The sequence below is a fragment of the Streptomyces sp. cg36 genome (assembly GCF_041080675.1).
Classification (GTDB): domain Bacteria; phylum Actinomycetota; class Actinomycetes; order Streptomycetales; family Streptomycetaceae; genus Streptomyces.
In genome coordinates this window covers 1-16,883 of the sequence record NZ_CP163520.1, presented here as the reverse complement: position 1 = coordinate 16,883, position 16,883 = coordinate 1, and the positions used below count along the sequence as shown (strand labels likewise).

The window sequence follows — 16,883 nt, the reverse complement described above, 5'->3', positions numbered from 1 at the left end:
GGCCGGTGACAACGCGGTCGGTGGGCACAGTGTGGTTGTCCAGGCGGAAGGGCCGGATGCGGTGGGCCCCTTCGGAGCCGTCGGTGGACTCAGCATCGGCCCAGTCGGCGGGAGTGCAGGTCGAAGACGGTGGCGAGGGGGGAGCTTGCTCTCGTCGGTGACGATCTCTGTCATTTCGCCGCACCATGCGACATTGGGAGCCGGGGCGGTGAACTTCCTCTGCACCAGGTCCGGGGCGACGGGCGGTATGCCTTGCCGCGACAGCGAACACCGGCGCTTCCCGGCGCGGTCGGCCAGGCCGAGTTCGGCCATCATCTTGGCGATCATGTTCTTCGACACCCGTCCGCCCTTCGCCTTCTCCTCCGCTCGGTATGGACGCGCAGGAAGCCGTAGAGCCCCCGAGGCGCCGAAGAATCCTGGATGGCCAGCACCGGATCGGCACGACGCCCACCGTGTGCGGTGGCCCTCGGTCGAGCCACTTGTAGAACCAGGACTCGGAGACCTCAAGAGCTCGGCACGAGACCGTATGAGAGACGGGTCGTTGGCCCGTGGAGGCGATGAAATCCGCAACTGTCACCAGACATCGGAAGAAGATTCCAGTGCACCAACCCGCTGAAGAGGGTCAACCGCGAGATCAAGCGCCGCGTCGATGTCGTCCGGAGCTTCCTTCGCTCGCCCACCCTCGAAGGCCTCGCCACCGCCGTCCTCATTGAGTTGCACGACGAATGGATCGCCTTCCCCCGTAGCTACCTCCCTAATGGCGGCATGGACTCGATCTCCCTCACCCAGAAGATCAATCCGACACCGTTACACCACTGCAGGGGGCATGACCGGCGAACCAGGCTGTCTCCACCCATTGAGGATGGGGGCTGAATCTCGATGGCAGGTGGCGCAACGGCTGTGCGGTTCCAGCCAAGTGGGGATGTGGGCGGCGGTTGGTGTGCGGCTCCGCTTTCAGGCACCAGAGTGCGCAATCGTGGGCATGCCCCTGACAGGTGAGGCTCGCTGGTGAGCAGGAGAGGGTTCCGCAGGGAGTCCGAGGACTTGACAGTTCCGGCCAAGGTGTGGGGCGCCTGTTCCTCATGACCCCCTGATACCGCAAGATCTCAGTCATTGCCTGCGCGGACTGTCCGTCGGGCGTGGAACGGGGAGGGGCGCGCGGCTTGTCAGGCCGCGGGCTCCGGTGGACGTCGGCGGCGTTGGAGGGGGCTTGTTCGGGGGTGGCGGCAGAGCGCGGTTATTCGCGTGGTCGTGGGCGCGGGTGATCGTGTCCGCGCTGGCGATGGTGTTGGTGGTGTCACTGGTACAGGCAGCGGCCCTGCCGTCGACGACGGCGTCGGCCAAGTCGAGGGAGGTGCCGCGGAACCTGCCGATCCTGTCGGTTCCGACAGCGGCCAAGCAGAACCCGCGGTCCGAGCCGAAGCGGCCGAAGGCTGACTTTGCGCCCTTGGCTGTCGGTGAGCACGCCCGGTTCGACGCGCGCAGATCCGTGCGCGCCGCGGATCCTGCGGCGCCGCAGACCAGTCTGGTCGGTCCGGTCGATGGCGCGGTGGTGGGCACGGAGACGCCGCTGCTGCAGGTGGCCGCAGTGGGGGACGGTGTCCTGTACTGCTTCAAGATCTCGACGGGGTTCGACGGTCGTTCGGGCAGCGTGGTGGACTCCGGATGCCTTGACCAGCCGCAGTGGACGGTGCCCAAGCATGTGCTGCATGACGGGGGCCGTTATACGTGGACGACGGCGACCGCGATGTCGGGCGCGACGACGGCGACGGCGCCGCAGTGGGTCGGGCACTTCACGGTCAACCAGCGGGTGGGCGATCCGGGACCGGCACCCACCGACCACCTGGGTCCGGTGACGGTGAACCTGTTCAACGGCAACGCCCATGTGGAGGCTGCCGGGCCGGCGTTCCAGGCGGTGGGCGGTTCGGCCGGGGTGAGCCTGGCCTACAACTCCCGGCAGGGCGCCCCGCATGGGGTGCGCGCCTCGTACTTCAACGACTCGCGGCATGCGGGCAGCCCGGACGCGATCCCGGTGATGGTGCGCGGTGAGCCGCAGGTCAACCTGGACTGGGGCATCCCGTGGACCGGTAACCCGGACAACCGGCCGTGGCGGGACAACCCGATGCCGCCCGCGCTGGACAAGAACTGGTTCGTGGTGCGCTGGGAGGGCCAGTTCAAGCCCGCGGTCACCGGGGACTTCCGGTTCGCCGGCGGCCACACCGACGGCGCGCGGATCTGGGTGGGCGACAAGCTGGTCTACGACAACCCTGGCCCCGCCGATCCCGGGGACGACTTCCTGCTGCCCAGCCCGCACCGGGACAACGAAGTCGCTTTGAAGGCGGGCCAGTTGGTGCCGATCCGTGTCGAGCTTTACCACCACTCCGACCAGCGTCCTCGTATGGTGCTGTGGGCCAAGAGCAGCATCGGCAGCGATGACCAGCGCAGCCACAACCTCGATCCCCGGATCGTGCCGACGGAATGGCTGATGGCCGGAGACACCCAGTCGTTGCCGGCCGGGTGGACGCTGTCGGCCCAGTCCAGCGGCTACAGCCAGGCGGAGATGCTGGACGGCTCGGTGGTGCTCACCGATTCCGCCGGCGGCAAGCACACCTGGGCCAAGGCGTCCGCGGGCGGCTACACACCGCCGGTGGGTGAGGACGGCGTGCTCGCCTTCGACAACAAGGGCCGGATCACGGTCACCGAGGGCGAGACGGTGTCGGTGTTCAACGCGGACGGCACGCTGGCTGCGGTGGAATCGGTCCTGGACGGCAAGAAGCCCGCCGCTCTGCAGTACCTCTACAGCGGGACGCCGCCGCGGCTGACCCAGATCAAGGACCCGGTCTCCGGCCGGTCGCACCAGTTGTTCTACAACACCGATGGCAGCGACAGCTGCTACGGCGGAGTCTCGCGTCCGCCGGGGTCGGATGCGGCCCCGGCGCAGATGCTGTGCCGGATCCGCTACTGGGACGGCACCGAGACCCGGCTGTGGTACCAGATGGGCACGCTTGCCCGGATCGAGAACCCCGGCGCGGCCATGCAGGACTTCGACTACGTCGGCCGGGCCTCAGCCAAGGACCGCTACGACCAGGCGGGAGACAACGAGGAGGAGAAGCAGAAGGCGCTGGACAGCATCGGGCCGCTGGCCACGCTGCGCGGCAGCCTGGCCTATGACTGGGTGGCCCAGCAGGCCCCGTCCGCGGAGAACGGGTGCACCAATACCGGTGATACTGCTGCCGCCTGCACGGTAATCGGCTACGACACGGTGATCGAACAGCCCCAGGAACCACCGTCCCTGCGTGCGGTCCAGGTGCTGGCCCCTGCCCCGGACGGCCGCTCCAGCGACAAGCGTGCCGAGCACTTCTACCAGTACTACCTGGAGCGCAAGCAGGCCACCGTAGCCCTGGCCGGAGTGTACGACGCTACCCGCTCGCGCACGGTCACCTACGACGACGCCGGGCGTGCCCTGGTTACCACCGACTTCACCGGCGCGAGCATCAGTGCGGAGTGGAACGCCAAGGACCAGGCCACGGCTGCGGTCGACAGCGCGGGCCGACGCTCCACCACGGTCTACGACCACGCCGACCGACCGGTCGACAAGTATGGGCCGGCGCCGAAGTCCTGTTTCAGCGGCCTGACCCCGACGGCCGCGTGTGCGGCCAAGATGCCGCACATCCACACCAGCTATGACGAGGGTCTGGTGGGGCTGTCGGCCGCGTTCTACGACAACCCGGAACTGTCGGGTGTTCCCCAGGTGTTCGCCACCGGTGTCGGTGCCACGGATGGGTCTCTGTCACGGTCGTGGGGTGCGAATGCGCCGGTGGCGAACGCCGGTGGCTGGTCGGGCCGGTTCACCGGCGAGATCGAGTTCCCTGCTACCGGGGACTACGGCCTCGCCTTGACCGCGGTGGACGGCGTGCGCCTGTGGGTGGACGACGTGCTGACCGTTGACAGCTGGAGCGACAAACCCTCCACCACGGTCACCGGCAAGTACACCAACACCACGGCCGGCAGCCGGCACCGCGTACGCGTCGACTACTACAACCGCTCCGGCACGACCGGTGCCCTCGCCTTCACCTGGACTCCGCCCGGCACCGGTGTTCCGGTGTCCGTGCCGGGGGCGAGCCTCGCGCCCCGGTACGGCTGGGCGACCAGCTCCACCACCGATGACACCTCCGGCGGCTCCCGGGAGCGGGCGCCGTCTAGGCGCAACGCCAGCAACTACTCCGACCCGGCCGCGGGCATCGACCCGGTGTACGGACTCACCACGTCCACGACGGCTGATCCCGGCGGTCTGGGCCTGACCGCCCGTACCACCTACGAGCGGCCGGGCGAAGGGTACCTGCGCAAGCTGGCCGCATCCATGCCTGCCGGGGACATCACCAACCCCGACAAGCGTGCAGCCACCAGCTACTACGGAGACTCCGAGACCCGGACCAACCCCTGCGGCCCGAACGCTCCGGCCGCCAACCAGGGCGGCATGGCCAAGACCACCACTGCAGCCAAACCGGGCAGTGGTCCGGCTCTCGCCGGTGAGACGGTGTACGACCAGGCCGGGCGGGTCGTGGCCCAGCGCGTCAACGACGAGCCATGGGCCTGCACCAGCTACGACGTACGCGGACGGGTGGTCAAGAAGACGGCTCCGGCATACGGGGACAAGCCCGGACGCACTGTCGTTGCGGACTGGGCGGTCGGCGGTGATCCGCTGATCTCGAAGATGACCGACGAGAACGGTTCGATCACCACCAGGATCGACCTGCTCGGCCAGGAGATCAGCTACACCGACGCCAATGGCGTCACCTCCACGGCCACCTACGATCAGGTCGGGCGGCTGATCAACGACACCACCACGGTCAAGGGCGTGACCAGCACCGTGGCGTATGTCTGGAACGACGCCAACCAGTTGACCAACGTCAAGGTGGACGGGGCGACCGTCGCCACCCCCTCCTATGACGCGGCCACCGAGCTGGCCGGTGTCGTCTACGGCAATGGATCCCGCCTCGACTCGTTGGCACGCAACGATTCCGGCAAGCCCACGGCGTTGACGTGGAAGACTGCGGCGTCCACCGTGGTCGACACAGTGACCCGCTCCCGCGACAACCGCGTCACCGACGACGCGGTGACCGAAGGCGGGAAGCCCGCCGCGAGCTACTCCTACACCTACGACACGGTGGGCCGGCTCGTCGCGGCGACCGTCCCGCACCACCAACTCACCTACCGGTTCGATCCGACCGACGGCTGCGGGACAGCGAAGGCGGCCGGGCTGAACACCAACCGCACCACGTCCACCGACAGCCTCAACGGCGCCCCGCCGGTCACCACCAGCTACTGCTACGACGGCGCCGACCGGCTCACCTCCACCAGCGGCGGCCTCGCGCTGGCCGCCACATACGACTCGCACGGGGACACGGTCACGCTCGGGGGCGACACCCTGGGCTACGACTCCACCCGGCGCCACATCCAGACCAAGACCGCGTCCGGAACCGCAATCTCGTACACCAGGGACCCGGCCGACCGGCTGACCGCCCGCACGGTCACCGGCGCCAGCGACGCGTCGAAGAACGGCAGCACCCGCTACTCCTACAGCTCCAAACACGACGATGCCGACCTCATCCTGGACAAGGACGGCGGCCTGCTGCAGCGGATCGTGCCGCTGCCCGGCGGGGTACTGCTGACGAAGAACTACAACCAGGCTGCCACCACCAGCTGGGCCTACCCCAACATCCACGGCGACGTGCTGTTCACCGCCGACGGCACCGCCGCCCGCACCGGAGACATCCACCTCTACGACCCGTTCGGCCAGAACATCGACCCCACCACCGGCGCGTTCACCGACATCCCGATCCCCGCCACCGCCGTGGGCGGCCTGGACTTCGGCTGGCTGGGCCAGCACGAGCGCCCGGTCGAGCACCTGGCCGGACAGCAGGCCATCGAGATGGGCGCCCGAGTCTACCTGCCGGCCCTGGGCCGATTCCTGCAAGTCGACCCGGTTGCGGGCGGATCGGCCAACGACTACGACTACGTCAACGCCGACCCGATCAACGGCCTTGACCTCGCCGGGACCTTCAGCTGGAAATCGGCAGTGCGCGTCGCCACCACCGCGGCCGAAGTAGTGTCCTTCGTGCCGGGGCCGGTCGGCACGGTCGCCTCCGGGGTGGCCGTGGCAGGCCAGCTTGCACAGGGCAACAAACAGGCCGCCGCCATGGACGCACTCGGCATGATCCCCGGCGGCAAGCTCGCCGGCACCGTGGCCAAGGCGGCCGGCAAGGAAGCCTCGACCGTCGAGAAGGCCGCCGAGGCAGTCGAGAAGACCTGTGGCCCCAACTCCTTCGCCCCCGACACCCAAGTGGTGATGGCAGACGGCACAACCAAGCCGATCAGCGAGGTCCACGAGGGCGACCGGGTTCGGGCCACCGACCCCGCCACCGGTCACAGCGCGGCCGAACCCGTCGCGGACGTCATCACCGGTCACGGGACCAAGCACCTGATCGACATCGGCCTCGAAGGTCCGCAACCGACGACGTTCACCGCCACCGCCGGACACCCCATCTGGATCCAGGGCCGCGGCTGGGTGGACGCCGGGGACATCAAGACCGGTGACCTCGTCCGCAGCGGTCCCGGCTCGGCAGCCGTGCGGGTCACCGAAGTCCACGACCGCGGCGAGGTCAACGGCCAAACCGTCTACAACCTCACCATCGGCCAGATCCACACCTACTACGTGGCGGCCGGGTCCAGCCCGCTCCTGGTCCACAACTGCGCCCGCAGAGCCCCCAGTGGCAACGACGACGGATACCATACCCCCCGGGGAAACCAGAGGCAGAACAAGTCATTCGACGATGCGATCCGGCAGGCCGAGCGCGAGATCGGAAGGACACTGTCGAAGGACGAGCGCCGACAGGTTCACGACTCCATCACCGGCCAGGGATACGACTACCACGACATCGTCGACGAGACGAAGTCCATGTTCGGCAAGCACTAGCCATCCCCGGACACCGAGGCGAACGGTCATTGAGGACGGAATGAGCGAGATGACCCAGGACGCTGTCCTCACTGCCCTGCACCGGCTCGTGGGATCGCCGTTGCGCGACGTGGGAAGGGCCTCTGACCTGGCGTGGTTCTCCTTCGGCGAGCCACGCCACGTCGCAGGACCCGACGGGTCGACCCGCATCGTCCACGAACACGCACTGCACCTGCAATGTCCCTTCCGCCTCAGCGACAACACCGCGGTGCTGATGGGCTCCCAGGACGTCTACTACCCGGCCGACCGCCCCAGTTCCAGCGACGACCCCTTCGACTGGGACCGCCAGGACGCGAACCTCCTCGACCACCGCATCGAGGAGGTCCGCGCACGGATCGAGCGGGACAACCCGGTGGTCGAGCACGCGCAAGCCGATCCCTTCGGCGGGTTCCGCCTGGCCATGTCAGGCGGCCTGAACCTGCAGGTGCTCCCCGTGACGTCATTCAGGCGCGAGCACTGGCGCTACCTCAGACCGTATGCGGACGAGGAACACTTCGTGGTGTTCGAGTCGGATTACTGATCCAAGGAATGAACAGTCATTCCTCTGGCATGCGCACTACGAAAGGATCTCACTGGTGACAACTGAACCATCGAGACACAGACGGGCCTTCTGGAGGAGAGCAACCGTCATCGCGGCGGTATTCGGCGCAGCATTAGGGGCCATGACGTCCCCCGCTGCCGCACGCGAGGAGGGCGGCCCGTCGGCCACGGCGCTCATCCAGCTGACGTTCACCAACGTCAGCAACGGAAAGCTGCTGGACGTCCAGGGCGGCAGCTACGACGACAACGCTGCGATCTCCGTCAACCCGGCACCGGGATCTGCCACTGGGTGGCGCATCAACACGGGCACCAGCCTCGGCTCGGGGTTCGCCATCGTCAACACCACCACCGGCAAGTGCATGGACCTGACCACCACTGGCTACCAACTGAGGCAACAGCCCTGTGACGGGCGCGCGACCGAGAAATGGTACTTCCAGCCCATTTCCGGGTCGGCAAAAAAGGCGTTCAGGCTCCGTCAGGTCGGCGACAACTCCTGCCTGACCGTCCAGATCCCCCCCAACACCGACAACTTCGCATACACCTACCGCTGCGACAGCACGCCCTACCAGCAGTGGACAGTGCCCGCTGAGGTCTACCAGACGGCATGGAACACCGCCGTGGACTACGCGGCCGCCAGGTGCGCCAAGGACACCTCGAACTGCTCGTGGTCCACGACCACCCAGACACCGCCGTTCACCCTGCCGGAGACGTGTGTCTCCCCGATCTGGTTCAACGACACCTCGACCACGATCCCGTGGGAGTTCTCGCTGAACACCTCCACAGGGTGGACCAACACCATCGGCTTCAAACTGGGCGGAAGCCTGACCGTCGGCAGCGACCTCATCGGCCTCAAACTCGATGTCACCGCCGAGGTCAACGGCGCAACCACCGTGGACCTCAAGCAGGAAATGGGCAACAAGCTCACCGTGAGCGTGCCCCCGCGCCAGTACGGCTGGGTCACGCTGTCGGAGCTGGCGACGAAGGCCACCGGCACCTGGACCTTCGACACCCAGGGCTTCCCGTGGACCGCCGACGACACCATCACGGTACCCCTCAAGTACGACGCCAACGGCGGAGCAAGCATCTACAGCGCCCGCACCAAGGCGACCTTCACCAACTGCGCCGGAGCCTGATAGCGACCCCCCGACGCGCCCTGGGCGCGCCCCCCGTCAGGACCGGGGGCGCGCCCATGCACGTCGGCAGCCCGTCAGGGGCAACACGTGAGACACATGCGCCAGCGTCGGAGGGATTGCTGGAGATCATGGTCTTCATGCAGCCGATCCGCTCGATGACGTGCGCTGCCCAGGGGCGCGGTAAAACGAGAGAACGATGGCACGGAGTTCGACAACGTACGGACACGACGCCACTCCGGGCTGGCCGAGAGTCCGCCCGGCGATCAGGGGCATGAGGCGCGCGCTGTCGCGGGAGGGGCGCCGCGGTCACTGTCAGTGGCGCCGTGGACGATCGGGCGCATGACACAGGATCTGGCCGAGCGGCGCGTTTTGAGCGGGCGAGGTTCACCTGGCGGTGCAGCTGATGACTACGGTACCTCCCGCTTGGGGAGTCCAGTACACGCTGAGCCTGCCGAGTGAGGGCGCTGCCCTGGCCGCCGCGGCCGAGCTGCCGGGGATGGGGTACCGTCTGACGGCCGTGCGCGTGCACGGTCACTTCCCATTTGTTCCGTCGAGGTGGATCGTGCCGGACGGGCTGTGGGAGATCGCGAAGCCGCTGATCCCGCCCTCGAAGGTGCGGCCGCAGGGTGGCGGAACACCGGACACGCCGGAGGAGACGCTGTTCGCCGCGATCATCTAGGGACTGTTTCCGGCTGTGCATGGCGGGCGTTACCTCCCCTGCTTCGTCTGAGCGGCGACCTGGGTCAGCTCGCCGTCGAGTTTCACCCAGTTGTCAAAACGGCTGTTGGGAGTTGTCTGTCAGCGGTCCCCTACACCCTCAGTGTGATCGGTGCCGAACAGCTCCAGCCGGCCGTCCGCGTTACGGGCCACGGCGACCGAGGTGAGCGCGCCGTCGAACTGCGCCCAGCCGGGCCAAGAGCCGCCGGGGCTCCTGGATGACGACCTCCGGCGAGATCCTCAACTCCCTCGCTGGCTACTTCACGAGGATCGCACTGCCCAGCGCCTCAACGCTTCTGGCGCGGAGTTCTGCGCGCGTGGCTCAGATCGCCCGGCGACCAGTGCACCTGCGGGTTCGGACGGGCGGGCCATGACCGTGCTGTCCGCCGCGGGCGGGAGCGGGAGCCGATGCCGGCTCATCCAAGGCTTTGGGGCTTCTCCGAACCTGTACCAATAGTCAGCCAGGGTGGGGCAGTCGCCGAACCCGCCATGGGATGGATGGGCCTCGGGAGGGTGCTGGGGGAGGTGTGGGCCAGCCGAAGGAAAGGGGACCTTAGTCCCGTGTGGACTGCTGCCGAGCGGATATCCGTATGTCGCCGGTTGTCCGCGTGGAGCTTCCGGCGCAGAGCCCGCGGAACCACCGTGAGGCCCTCCACCGCACCACCTATAGCAGAGGACGCATACCGTGGGCATCATCGCCTGGATTCTCATCGGCCTCATCGCGGGCGCCATCGCCAAGGCACTCACGCCCGGCAAGGACCCGGGCGGCTGCCTCGTGACGATGCTGATCGGCATCGTCGGCGGTCTGCTCGGCGGCTGGCTCGGCAAGGTGATCTTCGGTGTGCACTCCATCAACGGCTTCTTCCACCTCTCGACGTGGATCGCCGCGATCGTCGGCTCGGTGATCGTGCTCCTGATCTACCGCCTCGTCACCGGGCAGCGCTCACGCTGACCGCGACCGGCGAGCCGTGTCCGGCCACAGCCGGACGGCCCGCCCGGGCCCTCGTCGAGGTGGCGCCGGCCGAAAGGCGGCCCGAGGCCGTGACACTGCGCGTTCCGTGGGCCTGCTCGGCGGTCACGGTCGCCGTCGGACTGGCCGCTGACTGCGTGGCCGGGGCGGAGGCTGGCGGCCCCCGGTTCGCACCGGGCGAGACGCTGGAGAGGTTCATCCACCGCATCAACGACGAATGGGTCCAGGCCCACCGCGGGGTGAGCCCGGCCGCGCTCACCGACATGGTCGACCTGATCGGTGCCCAGACGGCCCGCTTCTACGAGACGACGGACCCCGCCACGCCCTCACTGGGAGTGTCTTGGGCCGGCGCCGATCCGGCGCCACGATGGCTCGACACGGCACGCGACCTCACTGAGTTCTGGACCCACCGTCAACAGATCCGCCACGCCGTCGGCCTGACCACCGACCCCGACCCCCGAACCCTGTCCGTGGTCCTGACCACCTTCATGCGCGCCCTGCCCCACACCCTGCGGGGCATCGACGCCGACCCCGGGACCCAGATCCACGTGCACGTCACCGGGCCGGCCGGAGGAACCTGGACCGACACCGCGACCAACACCGGCTGGTCCCTCGCCCCGAAACCCGACTCCTCCCCGGCCGCCAGGGTAGAGCTCGACCCCGAAACCGCCTGGCGCCTGTGCACCAGGGGCATCACGCCCGCGACCGCGGTCGCCTCCGCCCGCGTCGAAGGCGACCGCCACCTCGCCGAAGCCACCTGCCGCATCGTCTCCGTCATCCGCTAACCACCACCCCACACCCGGAGAAACACCACCGTGCCCTCCACCGACCGTCCCCATCCGCGCCCACGCTCCTACGCGCCCGAGCCCAGCGCCCTGCTGATCACCGGCACGGTCGGCGTCGGCAAGACCACGGCCGCCGAACTCGTCGGCGACCTCCTGGCCGACGCCGGCATCCCCCACGCCGTCCTCGATCTCGACGGACTGTGCAGGGCCTGGCCCGCGCCCGAGGACGACCCCTTCCAGCAGCGTCTGCTCCTGGCCAACCTCCGAGCCGTGGCGGTCAACCACCGGGCAGCGGGCGCCCGACACCTCGTGCTGGCAGGCGTCGCGGAAAACGCCGGGGAACGCAACGCCCTCCAAGAAGCCCTGAGCCTGCCCCTGCGGGTGTGCAGGCTGACGGCGGCCCTCGACACCGTGCACACTCGACTGCGGCACCGCCACGAAGGCGACCACGATCCCGCGTCCCTTCCCTGGCACCTGGACCGCGCAGGTCAACTCGACCTCGTCCTCGACCAGGCGGCCTTCGCGGACGACACCCTCGACACCACGCAGCTCACCCCTGAGGCCGTCGCCGCCACCGTCGCGGAGACCACCGGATGGCTCCACCACCGTTGAACGACAGCCGGAAGCAAGACAGCCGGCGAGTCCCGCGCCTCTCCCCACACCCCCCTGCCCCACCACCTTGGAGGAGCATGCCCCTCACCGATCAACCCCGCAGCCCGCAGCTCTACGTGATCACGGGTGCGCCCGGGGCGGGTAAATCAACCCTGCGCTCCCAAGCTGCGGGGCACGCGTTCGCCGTGGTCGATTTCGACGAGCTGCCCGACCAGGACGGCACCCTGCTGGGCATCGACATCACGTCCTCGCCAGCGGGCGCGGTGTGGCCGCACTACAACAGACTGTGGGCGCGAGTGGTCTCTTTGCTGCTGCGCGCAGGCAGCCCGGTCCTCCTGCTGTGTCCTCTGACGCCCGCGGAGTGGGCCGAGGCCGCTGCCGGTGTTGAGGGTCTCACAGAGCCTGTCTGGGCCCGGTTGGACTGTGCCGATGCCGACCGCACCGCGCGTCTCACCGCTCGGGGCTGGGCACTCCGGGACATCGAGGAGGCTCACGCTGACGCTGCGGAACTGCGGACGCTGCTGCCCCTGGAGTTCTCCACGAGCGGCCGGAGCCCGGAGGAGACCGCCACCGCGGTCGCCGCCTGGATCACCCGCTGACTGACGCCGCCGTCAGCGGTCGTTCGAAGACGTCCCGGCAGAGGTAGAGGCGGGCGGCGGCTGGGCGGAGTTCCGCCTCGTGCTCGACAACTCCGACGAAGGGCTGAAGGAGAGTGACTGGTACGAGTTGAAACTCGGCATCTACCCTGCAGCAGCCCGCGCCTTCGAAGAACAGATGTGGGCACGGGCCGACAGGTGGTCGAAGATCACGACGGCTGGTCTGGAACGCCTTGTGAGCCCGGACCCCGCTGAAGCCCTCGCCCTCTTCGACCAAGTCCAGCCATCCTGACTGCCAAGCGCGAGAGCGCCAGCACCGACAGCTCGCCACGGCTTCACGGGACAGTAGGACACTGCCGCAGTCCCTTCTGGGAAAACCACCACCCGTAACCCGGGGGCCAGTGAGACAGGAAGCGAGCTGAGACACGCGAACTGTTCCTAACGGCAGCCATCTTGAGCCGCCCGACACCACGCTGATGGCTGCGGCGGTGCGGGAGCTCTGCGAGGGAACCGGCCTCGATGCCGCAGCCGTGGTCCCGGCCGGCCCGGATGCCGCGTACGTCGAGTACGGCCGCGTTCCGGCGCGCCCGCGCAAGGGAGAGCTGGCGCATTACCACCTCGACTTCGGATTCGCTTTCACGACGGAGTGTGCGGAGGTGGGCGAGATCCAGGAGGCGGAGGTGACTGGTGCGGCCTGGTATCCGCTCGCGGATGCCGAGCGGCTGGTCGGCCGTCGCATCGCGCGGGCCGCGAGCCGGACGGCTCCTGCGGGCTGAACCCGCGAAGCCGCCGGGTGGGGGCTGAACGCTGCACTGGATCATGTCGTGCGCCGACCCGCTGGGCGACGGGCGCGGCCCGGCACCGTCCGGTGCCAACTGTCATACCGTCAGCTCCGTATTGCTCGCGATCACCCCCTCGATGTGAGGGACGGGCTCGGCGCGGCGCTGCAGCAGAGGGGTGTGCCCCAGCCCGGGGGAGCAGGTCGCTGTCATCGTCCAGTGCGCCGGGGCCGAGGAGTGGTACGTCCTGACCGGCAGCCCGGGAGCGGTTGCCGAGGGCGGCTTGGAGGACTACCACGACCGGGTCCTGTCCGCCGTCGAGCAGGGCAACGAAGCCGTCGCCCCCACATAGCCTCACGGGCAGCGGCGCCCGCCCGCGCGCTCTGCGCAGGTCGTCGTTGCGAGCCCTGGCGTGCCGTCATCACCCACGTCCGGGGACTGCGCCTGAAGGTGGACGATGTGGCCGGCCGGCTGCGCTCCATGCGTCCCGGGGCTCTTTGCGCGGTCGTGGTGTTGCAGCGGTACGGGTGGCTGGGCCTACCGGATCTTCGGCCGCCGCTCGCTGGCTCTGTCGGGTTCAGCTGCCCGTCAGGCTCTGGGGGGCGGGTGCGCTTCCGGCCGTTCCGAGGGGACGGGGATGCCGGATCCGACGCCGAGGTCCTTGCGCATGATGGCCTGCATCTGGGTGATGTCGTCCCACAGGTGCAGCAGGAACGCCCGCAGCTCCTCACCCGCGGCAGCGGCGTCGGCGGCCGGTGCGTCGCCGAGTTGCCTGAATTGTTTGTGGGCGTCGGCCAGGGCGACCCGTACGCGGTTGGCGGCATCCAGGACGCCGTCGGGGACGAGCATCTGTGCCTGCGCGAAGTCGTTCTGGAAGGAGAGCCGGGCCTCCTCCGTCTGCGGGGACGGCCCCCCTGGGTGGGGGTGGCGGTTCAGGTCCTCCATCAGGTGTATCCGCCACAGACGGGCGCTGGTGTTGAGGGCGATGTAGGTCGCCCGCCGACGCTCCAGGTCGGCTGCCGCCGCCTCGTGGCGCCGCACGTCGTCATCGGCCAGCCGCCGCAATACGGCCTCCTGCGACCGCGACCGCGCCCCCACCCACGCTGTGGCCAACGGCGCCAGCAGCGTACCCAGCACCCCGATACCGGCCACCAGCACCGCAACCGTGCCCGCCCCCATAACCCCTCCCCGTCATCGGCCCGCCCACCACCACGTTCCCGGACAAGCCCCGGCTCACCCACGGCAACAGGGAGCCAGCCGCGGACGGTTCACCCGACGCTTCCCACTCGACTTCCCGACCGGTGGCCGGGGGAGACCTGAGTAACGGACGGGCGGGGTGGTGAGGACCCGGGCTTTGGTTCTGGCCGCGATTTCATGAAAGGCCAGTTCACCGGGACGCGTGCCGGATCTGCGATGCGGTCATGGCGTCGTGCGCCGCCTCTGGCGGAGCTCCGCGAGGGGACGGTCGAGGCGGTCCGGGGGATCCCGGTGCCCGATTCTCGGCGCGGGAGCTGACGGTGGACGCCGGACAAGCAGTTGCCGACGCGTGGTGAGTCGCCGAATCATCACGCGTGACAGACCGTCGATCAGTAGGCTGGCCAACCGGCCATCAGGTCATGGTGCGGTGACGAGGGCGGGGGCTCCGTGTCGGATGCAGTGCTGAATGTCGTGATCGGGCTGATCACGAGCGTCGTCAGCGGCGGATCCGTCTGGGCCTGGAAGCGTGTCAGCACCGCTCGCGCCCTGCACCAGAAGCAGGCCCTGCTTGGTCTGCGCCCCGGCCTACCGTGCGTCATCATCCTGAACAGCCACTGGCAGATGCCCGCCGTCACCGAGCACAGTGACGTCTACGCGATCATCGAACTGGCCATGCTCGCGGAGGAGGCAGGGTGCGCGTTCTCTCTCGTTGCCGCAGACGCACCGGAGCTGAACGGGGACCGCACCGAACTCAGCATCGGTGGCCTGGGATCGAACCGACGCAACGTCGAGTACCTGGCCAGGCACCTGCCCGGTGTGAAGGTCAATCCACGTGGCGACTTCAGCGTCGGTGCTGAGTGCTTCCCCCACACCTACGGTCGAACAGACCATGCGCTGGTCGCAAAGTTCACCCCACGACAGTCCGCACAGCCGGTCCTCATGATCATGGGACAGTCGGCGATCGCCAACCGCGCGGCAGTACACCTGCTCAAACACGACTACAAGCGCCTCGTCAGGGAAATCCAGTCCCTCGACCGATTCTGTCTCATGCTGCGCGTCGACGCGGCGGACACCTACGGCTACCAGGCTGTGGAGGTCGCCACCGACCTGTCGGCCGTTGCGTTCTAACCCAGCCACGCTTCCTCAAGCGACCGGACTGCGGCAGGGGCCGGCCTCTACTTCCCGGAACTGCGGCCAGAGCCAGATTCAAAGATCTCTATCAGGGAAGCGGCTGGCGCGTCCCGGGCACCGAGCCGGCCGTGCGCCGCTGACGCAACCCACGGTCCGCGAGACCGAAGACGCCCTCATCGGTGCCTACACCACCCCCGCCAGGCACCCCGCCCCCCGCTCCTGGCCCGGTAGGACGCCAGCGGTCGCCCGCGAGATGCCCCTGATCATCCAAGTCGGCCAGAACCATGTGCCGCGCGCCGTTCAGGACTCCTGCGCACGCCGCCCGGACCCCCCTTCGTCGGGTGGGCGGGTCTTGCCGCGTCGAGTTGGCGCCGGTAGGTCCATGCGATGGCCTCGCGGGTGGGGCGGTGACCGGCTCACTGCCGCCCGCGGACCGGATCGGCGCTTGCAGCGCCTCGGTCCGGTCCCGCTAGCACGTCAGTGATCACGCATCGGACCGGTGTATCCGATCAAGATCGGCCCGTGAAAGAGGGGCGGTTTAGGGCCAGTTGGAGTTTCCGCCAGCGTTGGGCGTGGCCGGGGCCGGCGGTAGAGCGGTGAGCCCGTACTCGATGGCCGTGGCATCCGGTGTCACGACTCCGACCTGGGTGGTAGCCGTGGGCGGTTGGGGGCTCTGGGCGTGGGCGTGGACGCCGGGCAGTACGGATATGGCTGCTGCCAGGACGATGGCCTTCACGGCTCCGCCGGTCATCTCAGGCATGATGTATTCCTCCCGTAGTCGGCTTCCGGGCCCCCTGCCGCCCGGACGGTTACTCCACCATCGCCCCCTCGGCACCCTGGCGGCCATGCCTTTGCAGCAGAACGAAAGTGCCATGACCGGCACCCGCCGGGGACCTCAGACCTGAGCCGTGGAGGGTGAGCCCGCGCGGCAAGCCCCCACCACTGGCGATGGTCTCATCCGGTGGGCGGCGCAGGGGGAGGGTGTCGGTGGACGGCGGCCGGGAGAATGGCAGCGGATGGGGAAAAGAGTGGCCGGGGATGTTACTCAGTTGGTCTTCTTCCACGTGGCCCACAAGACCTCCCGGAAGGGAGTACCGGGAGACCCTGGCCTCACTCGCTCTCTTGCGCGAGTTCGATGTTCTTCAATGCAGGGTGCGGGAATCCGTAAAGTGAACCCGGTGCCAGAGAAACAGAAATGACGGTGTATAAGAAAACTTTCGGAAAGCCGAAGCGCAGAGCATCCCTAACCCCGTAGCCAGACCGAGGAATTCGCGGAGCGAATTCCGCCAGGCCGAATCGCGAAGCGATTCGTGCCCCTGCCAACGGAGTTGGCAGGAATTCCGGCGGAGCCGGAATTTAGCTGCGCGGAGCGCAGCATATTTCCGCCGCGTAGCGGCGGCGCGTCGTG

12 protein-coding genes and 3 pseudogenes are annotated in these 16,883 nt (G+C 68.5%); 13 read left to right on the top strand and 2 right to left on the bottom strand.

Translation table 11 applies throughout. From position 1 onward, the window contains the following. Positions 1–570: 570 nt before the first annotated feature. The 12 genes and pseudogenes from AB5J87_RS00075 to AB5J87_RS00020 all read left to right on the top strand — a co-directional run bounded on the left by AB5J87_RS00075 (position 571) and on the right by AB5J87_RS00020 (position 13,499). Positions 571–873, top strand: coding sequence for a transposase (locus tag AB5J87_RS00075; protein WP_369383310.1), 303 nt, complete (start codon positions 571–573; stop codon positions 871–873). A gap of 574 nt (positions 874–1,447) precedes the next feature. Further along, on the top strand, positions 1,448–6,976 hold the full coding sequence (locus AB5J87_RS00070; RefSeq protein WP_369372480.1) for a PA14 domain-containing protein: 5,529 nt from the start codon (positions 1,448–1,450) through the stop codon (positions 6,974–6,976). Between the two features lie 40 nt (positions 6,977–7,016). After that, positions 7,017–7,535, top strand: a complete 519-nt coding sequence (locus tag AB5J87_RS00065; protein WP_369372478.1) for a hypothetical protein — start codon at positions 7,017–7,019, stop codon at positions 7,533–7,535. 142 nt (positions 7,536–7,677) lie between these two features. After that, positions 7,678–8,688, top strand: a complete 1,011-nt coding sequence (locus AB5J87_RS00060) for a ricin-type beta-trefoil lectin domain protein (protein ID WP_369372476.1) — start codon at positions 7,678–7,680, stop codon at positions 8,686–8,688. 496 nt (positions 8,689–9,184) lie between these two features. Next, positions 9,185–9,405 (top strand): annotated as a pseudogene (locus AB5J87_RS00055) (transposase); the annotation flags it as partial. 685 nt (positions 9,406–10,090) lie between these two features. Continuing rightward, positions 10,091–10,357 (top strand): GlsB/YeaQ/YmgE family stress response membrane protein, encoded by a 267-nt coding sequence (locus AB5J87_RS00050; protein WP_369372474.1) that lies wholly within the window; start codon positions 10,091–10,093, stop codon positions 10,355–10,357. Between the two features lie 140 nt (positions 10,358–10,497). Then, the gene (locus AB5J87_RS00045) at positions 10,498–11,160 is read left to right on the top strand and encodes a hypothetical protein (protein ID WP_369383309.1); all 663 of its coding nucleotides are present in this window, start codon (positions 10,498–10,500) and stop codon (positions 11,158–11,160) included. Positions 11,161–11,190: 30 nt separating this feature from the next. Continuing rightward, positions 11,191–11,772, top strand: coding sequence for a hypothetical protein (locus AB5J87_RS00040; RefSeq protein WP_369372472.1), 582 nt, complete (start codon positions 11,191–11,193; stop codon positions 11,770–11,772). A gap of 77 nt (positions 11,773–11,849) precedes the next feature. After that, complete coding sequence (locus AB5J87_RS00035; protein ID WP_369372470.1) at positions 11,850–12,371, top strand: hypothetical protein; 522 nt, start codon at positions 11,850–11,852, stop codon at positions 12,369–12,371. Between the two features lie 151 nt (positions 12,372–12,522). Beyond that, positions 12,523–12,660 (top strand): annotated as a pseudogene (locus AB5J87_RS00030) (FAD-dependent monooxygenase); the annotation flags it as partial. Positions 12,661–12,829: 169 nt separating this feature from the next. Continuing rightward, positions 12,830–13,144, top strand: a pseudogene (locus AB5J87_RS00025) (NUDIX domain-containing protein); the annotation flags it as partial. A gap of 181 nt (positions 13,145–13,325) precedes the next feature. Further along, complete coding sequence (locus tag AB5J87_RS00020) at positions 13,326–13,499, top strand: hypothetical protein (protein WP_369372468.1); 174 nt, start codon at positions 13,326–13,328, stop codon at positions 13,497–13,499. Positions 13,500–13,735: 236 nt separating this feature from the next. Here the strand turns inward: AB5J87_RS00020 and AB5J87_RS00015 are convergent, their stop codons facing one another. Next, positions 13,736–14,326, bottom strand: a complete 591-nt coding sequence (locus tag AB5J87_RS00015) for a hypothetical protein (RefSeq protein WP_369372466.1) — start codon at positions 14,324–14,326, stop codon at positions 13,736–13,738. Between the two features lie 465 nt (positions 14,327–14,791). Here AB5J87_RS00015 and AB5J87_RS00010 point away from each other — a divergent pair, with 465 nt between their 5' ends. Further along, the gene (locus tag AB5J87_RS00010) at positions 14,792–15,472 is read left to right on the top strand and encodes a hypothetical protein (RefSeq protein ID WP_369372464.1); all 681 of its coding nucleotides are present in this window, start codon (positions 14,792–14,794) and stop codon (positions 15,470–15,472) included. A 541-nt stretch (positions 15,473–16,013) separates the two neighbouring features. Here AB5J87_RS00010 and AB5J87_RS00005 read toward each other — a convergent pair. Next, on the bottom strand, positions 16,014–16,235 hold the full coding sequence (locus AB5J87_RS00005; protein ID WP_369372462.1) for a hypothetical protein: 222 nt from the start codon (positions 16,233–16,235) through the stop codon (positions 16,014–16,016). Between the last annotated feature and the right edge of the window lie 648 nt (positions 16,236–16,883).

Bases quoted from the DNA above. Each gene is read 5' to 3' on its own strand.
- AB5J87_RS00065 (WP_369372478.1), top strand. From the start codon at position 7,017: ATGAGCGAGATGACCCAGGACGCTGTCCTCACTGCCCTGCACCGGCTC.
- AB5J87_RS00060 (WP_369372476.1), top strand. From the start codon at position 7,678: ATGACGTCCCCCGCTGCCGCACGCGAGGAGGGCGGCCCGTCGGCCACG.
- AB5J87_RS00035 (WP_369372470.1), top strand. From the start codon at position 11,850: ATGCCCCTCACCGATCAACCCCGCAGCCCGCAGCTCTACGTGATCACG.
- AB5J87_RS00015 (WP_369372466.1), bottom strand. From the start codon at position 14,326: ATGGGGGCGGGCACGGTTGCGGTGCTGGTGGCCGGTATCGGGGTGCTG.
- AB5J87_RS00005 (WP_369372462.1), bottom strand. From the start codon at position 16,235: ATGCCTGAGATGACCGGCGGAGCCGTGAAGGCCATCGTCCTGGCAGCA.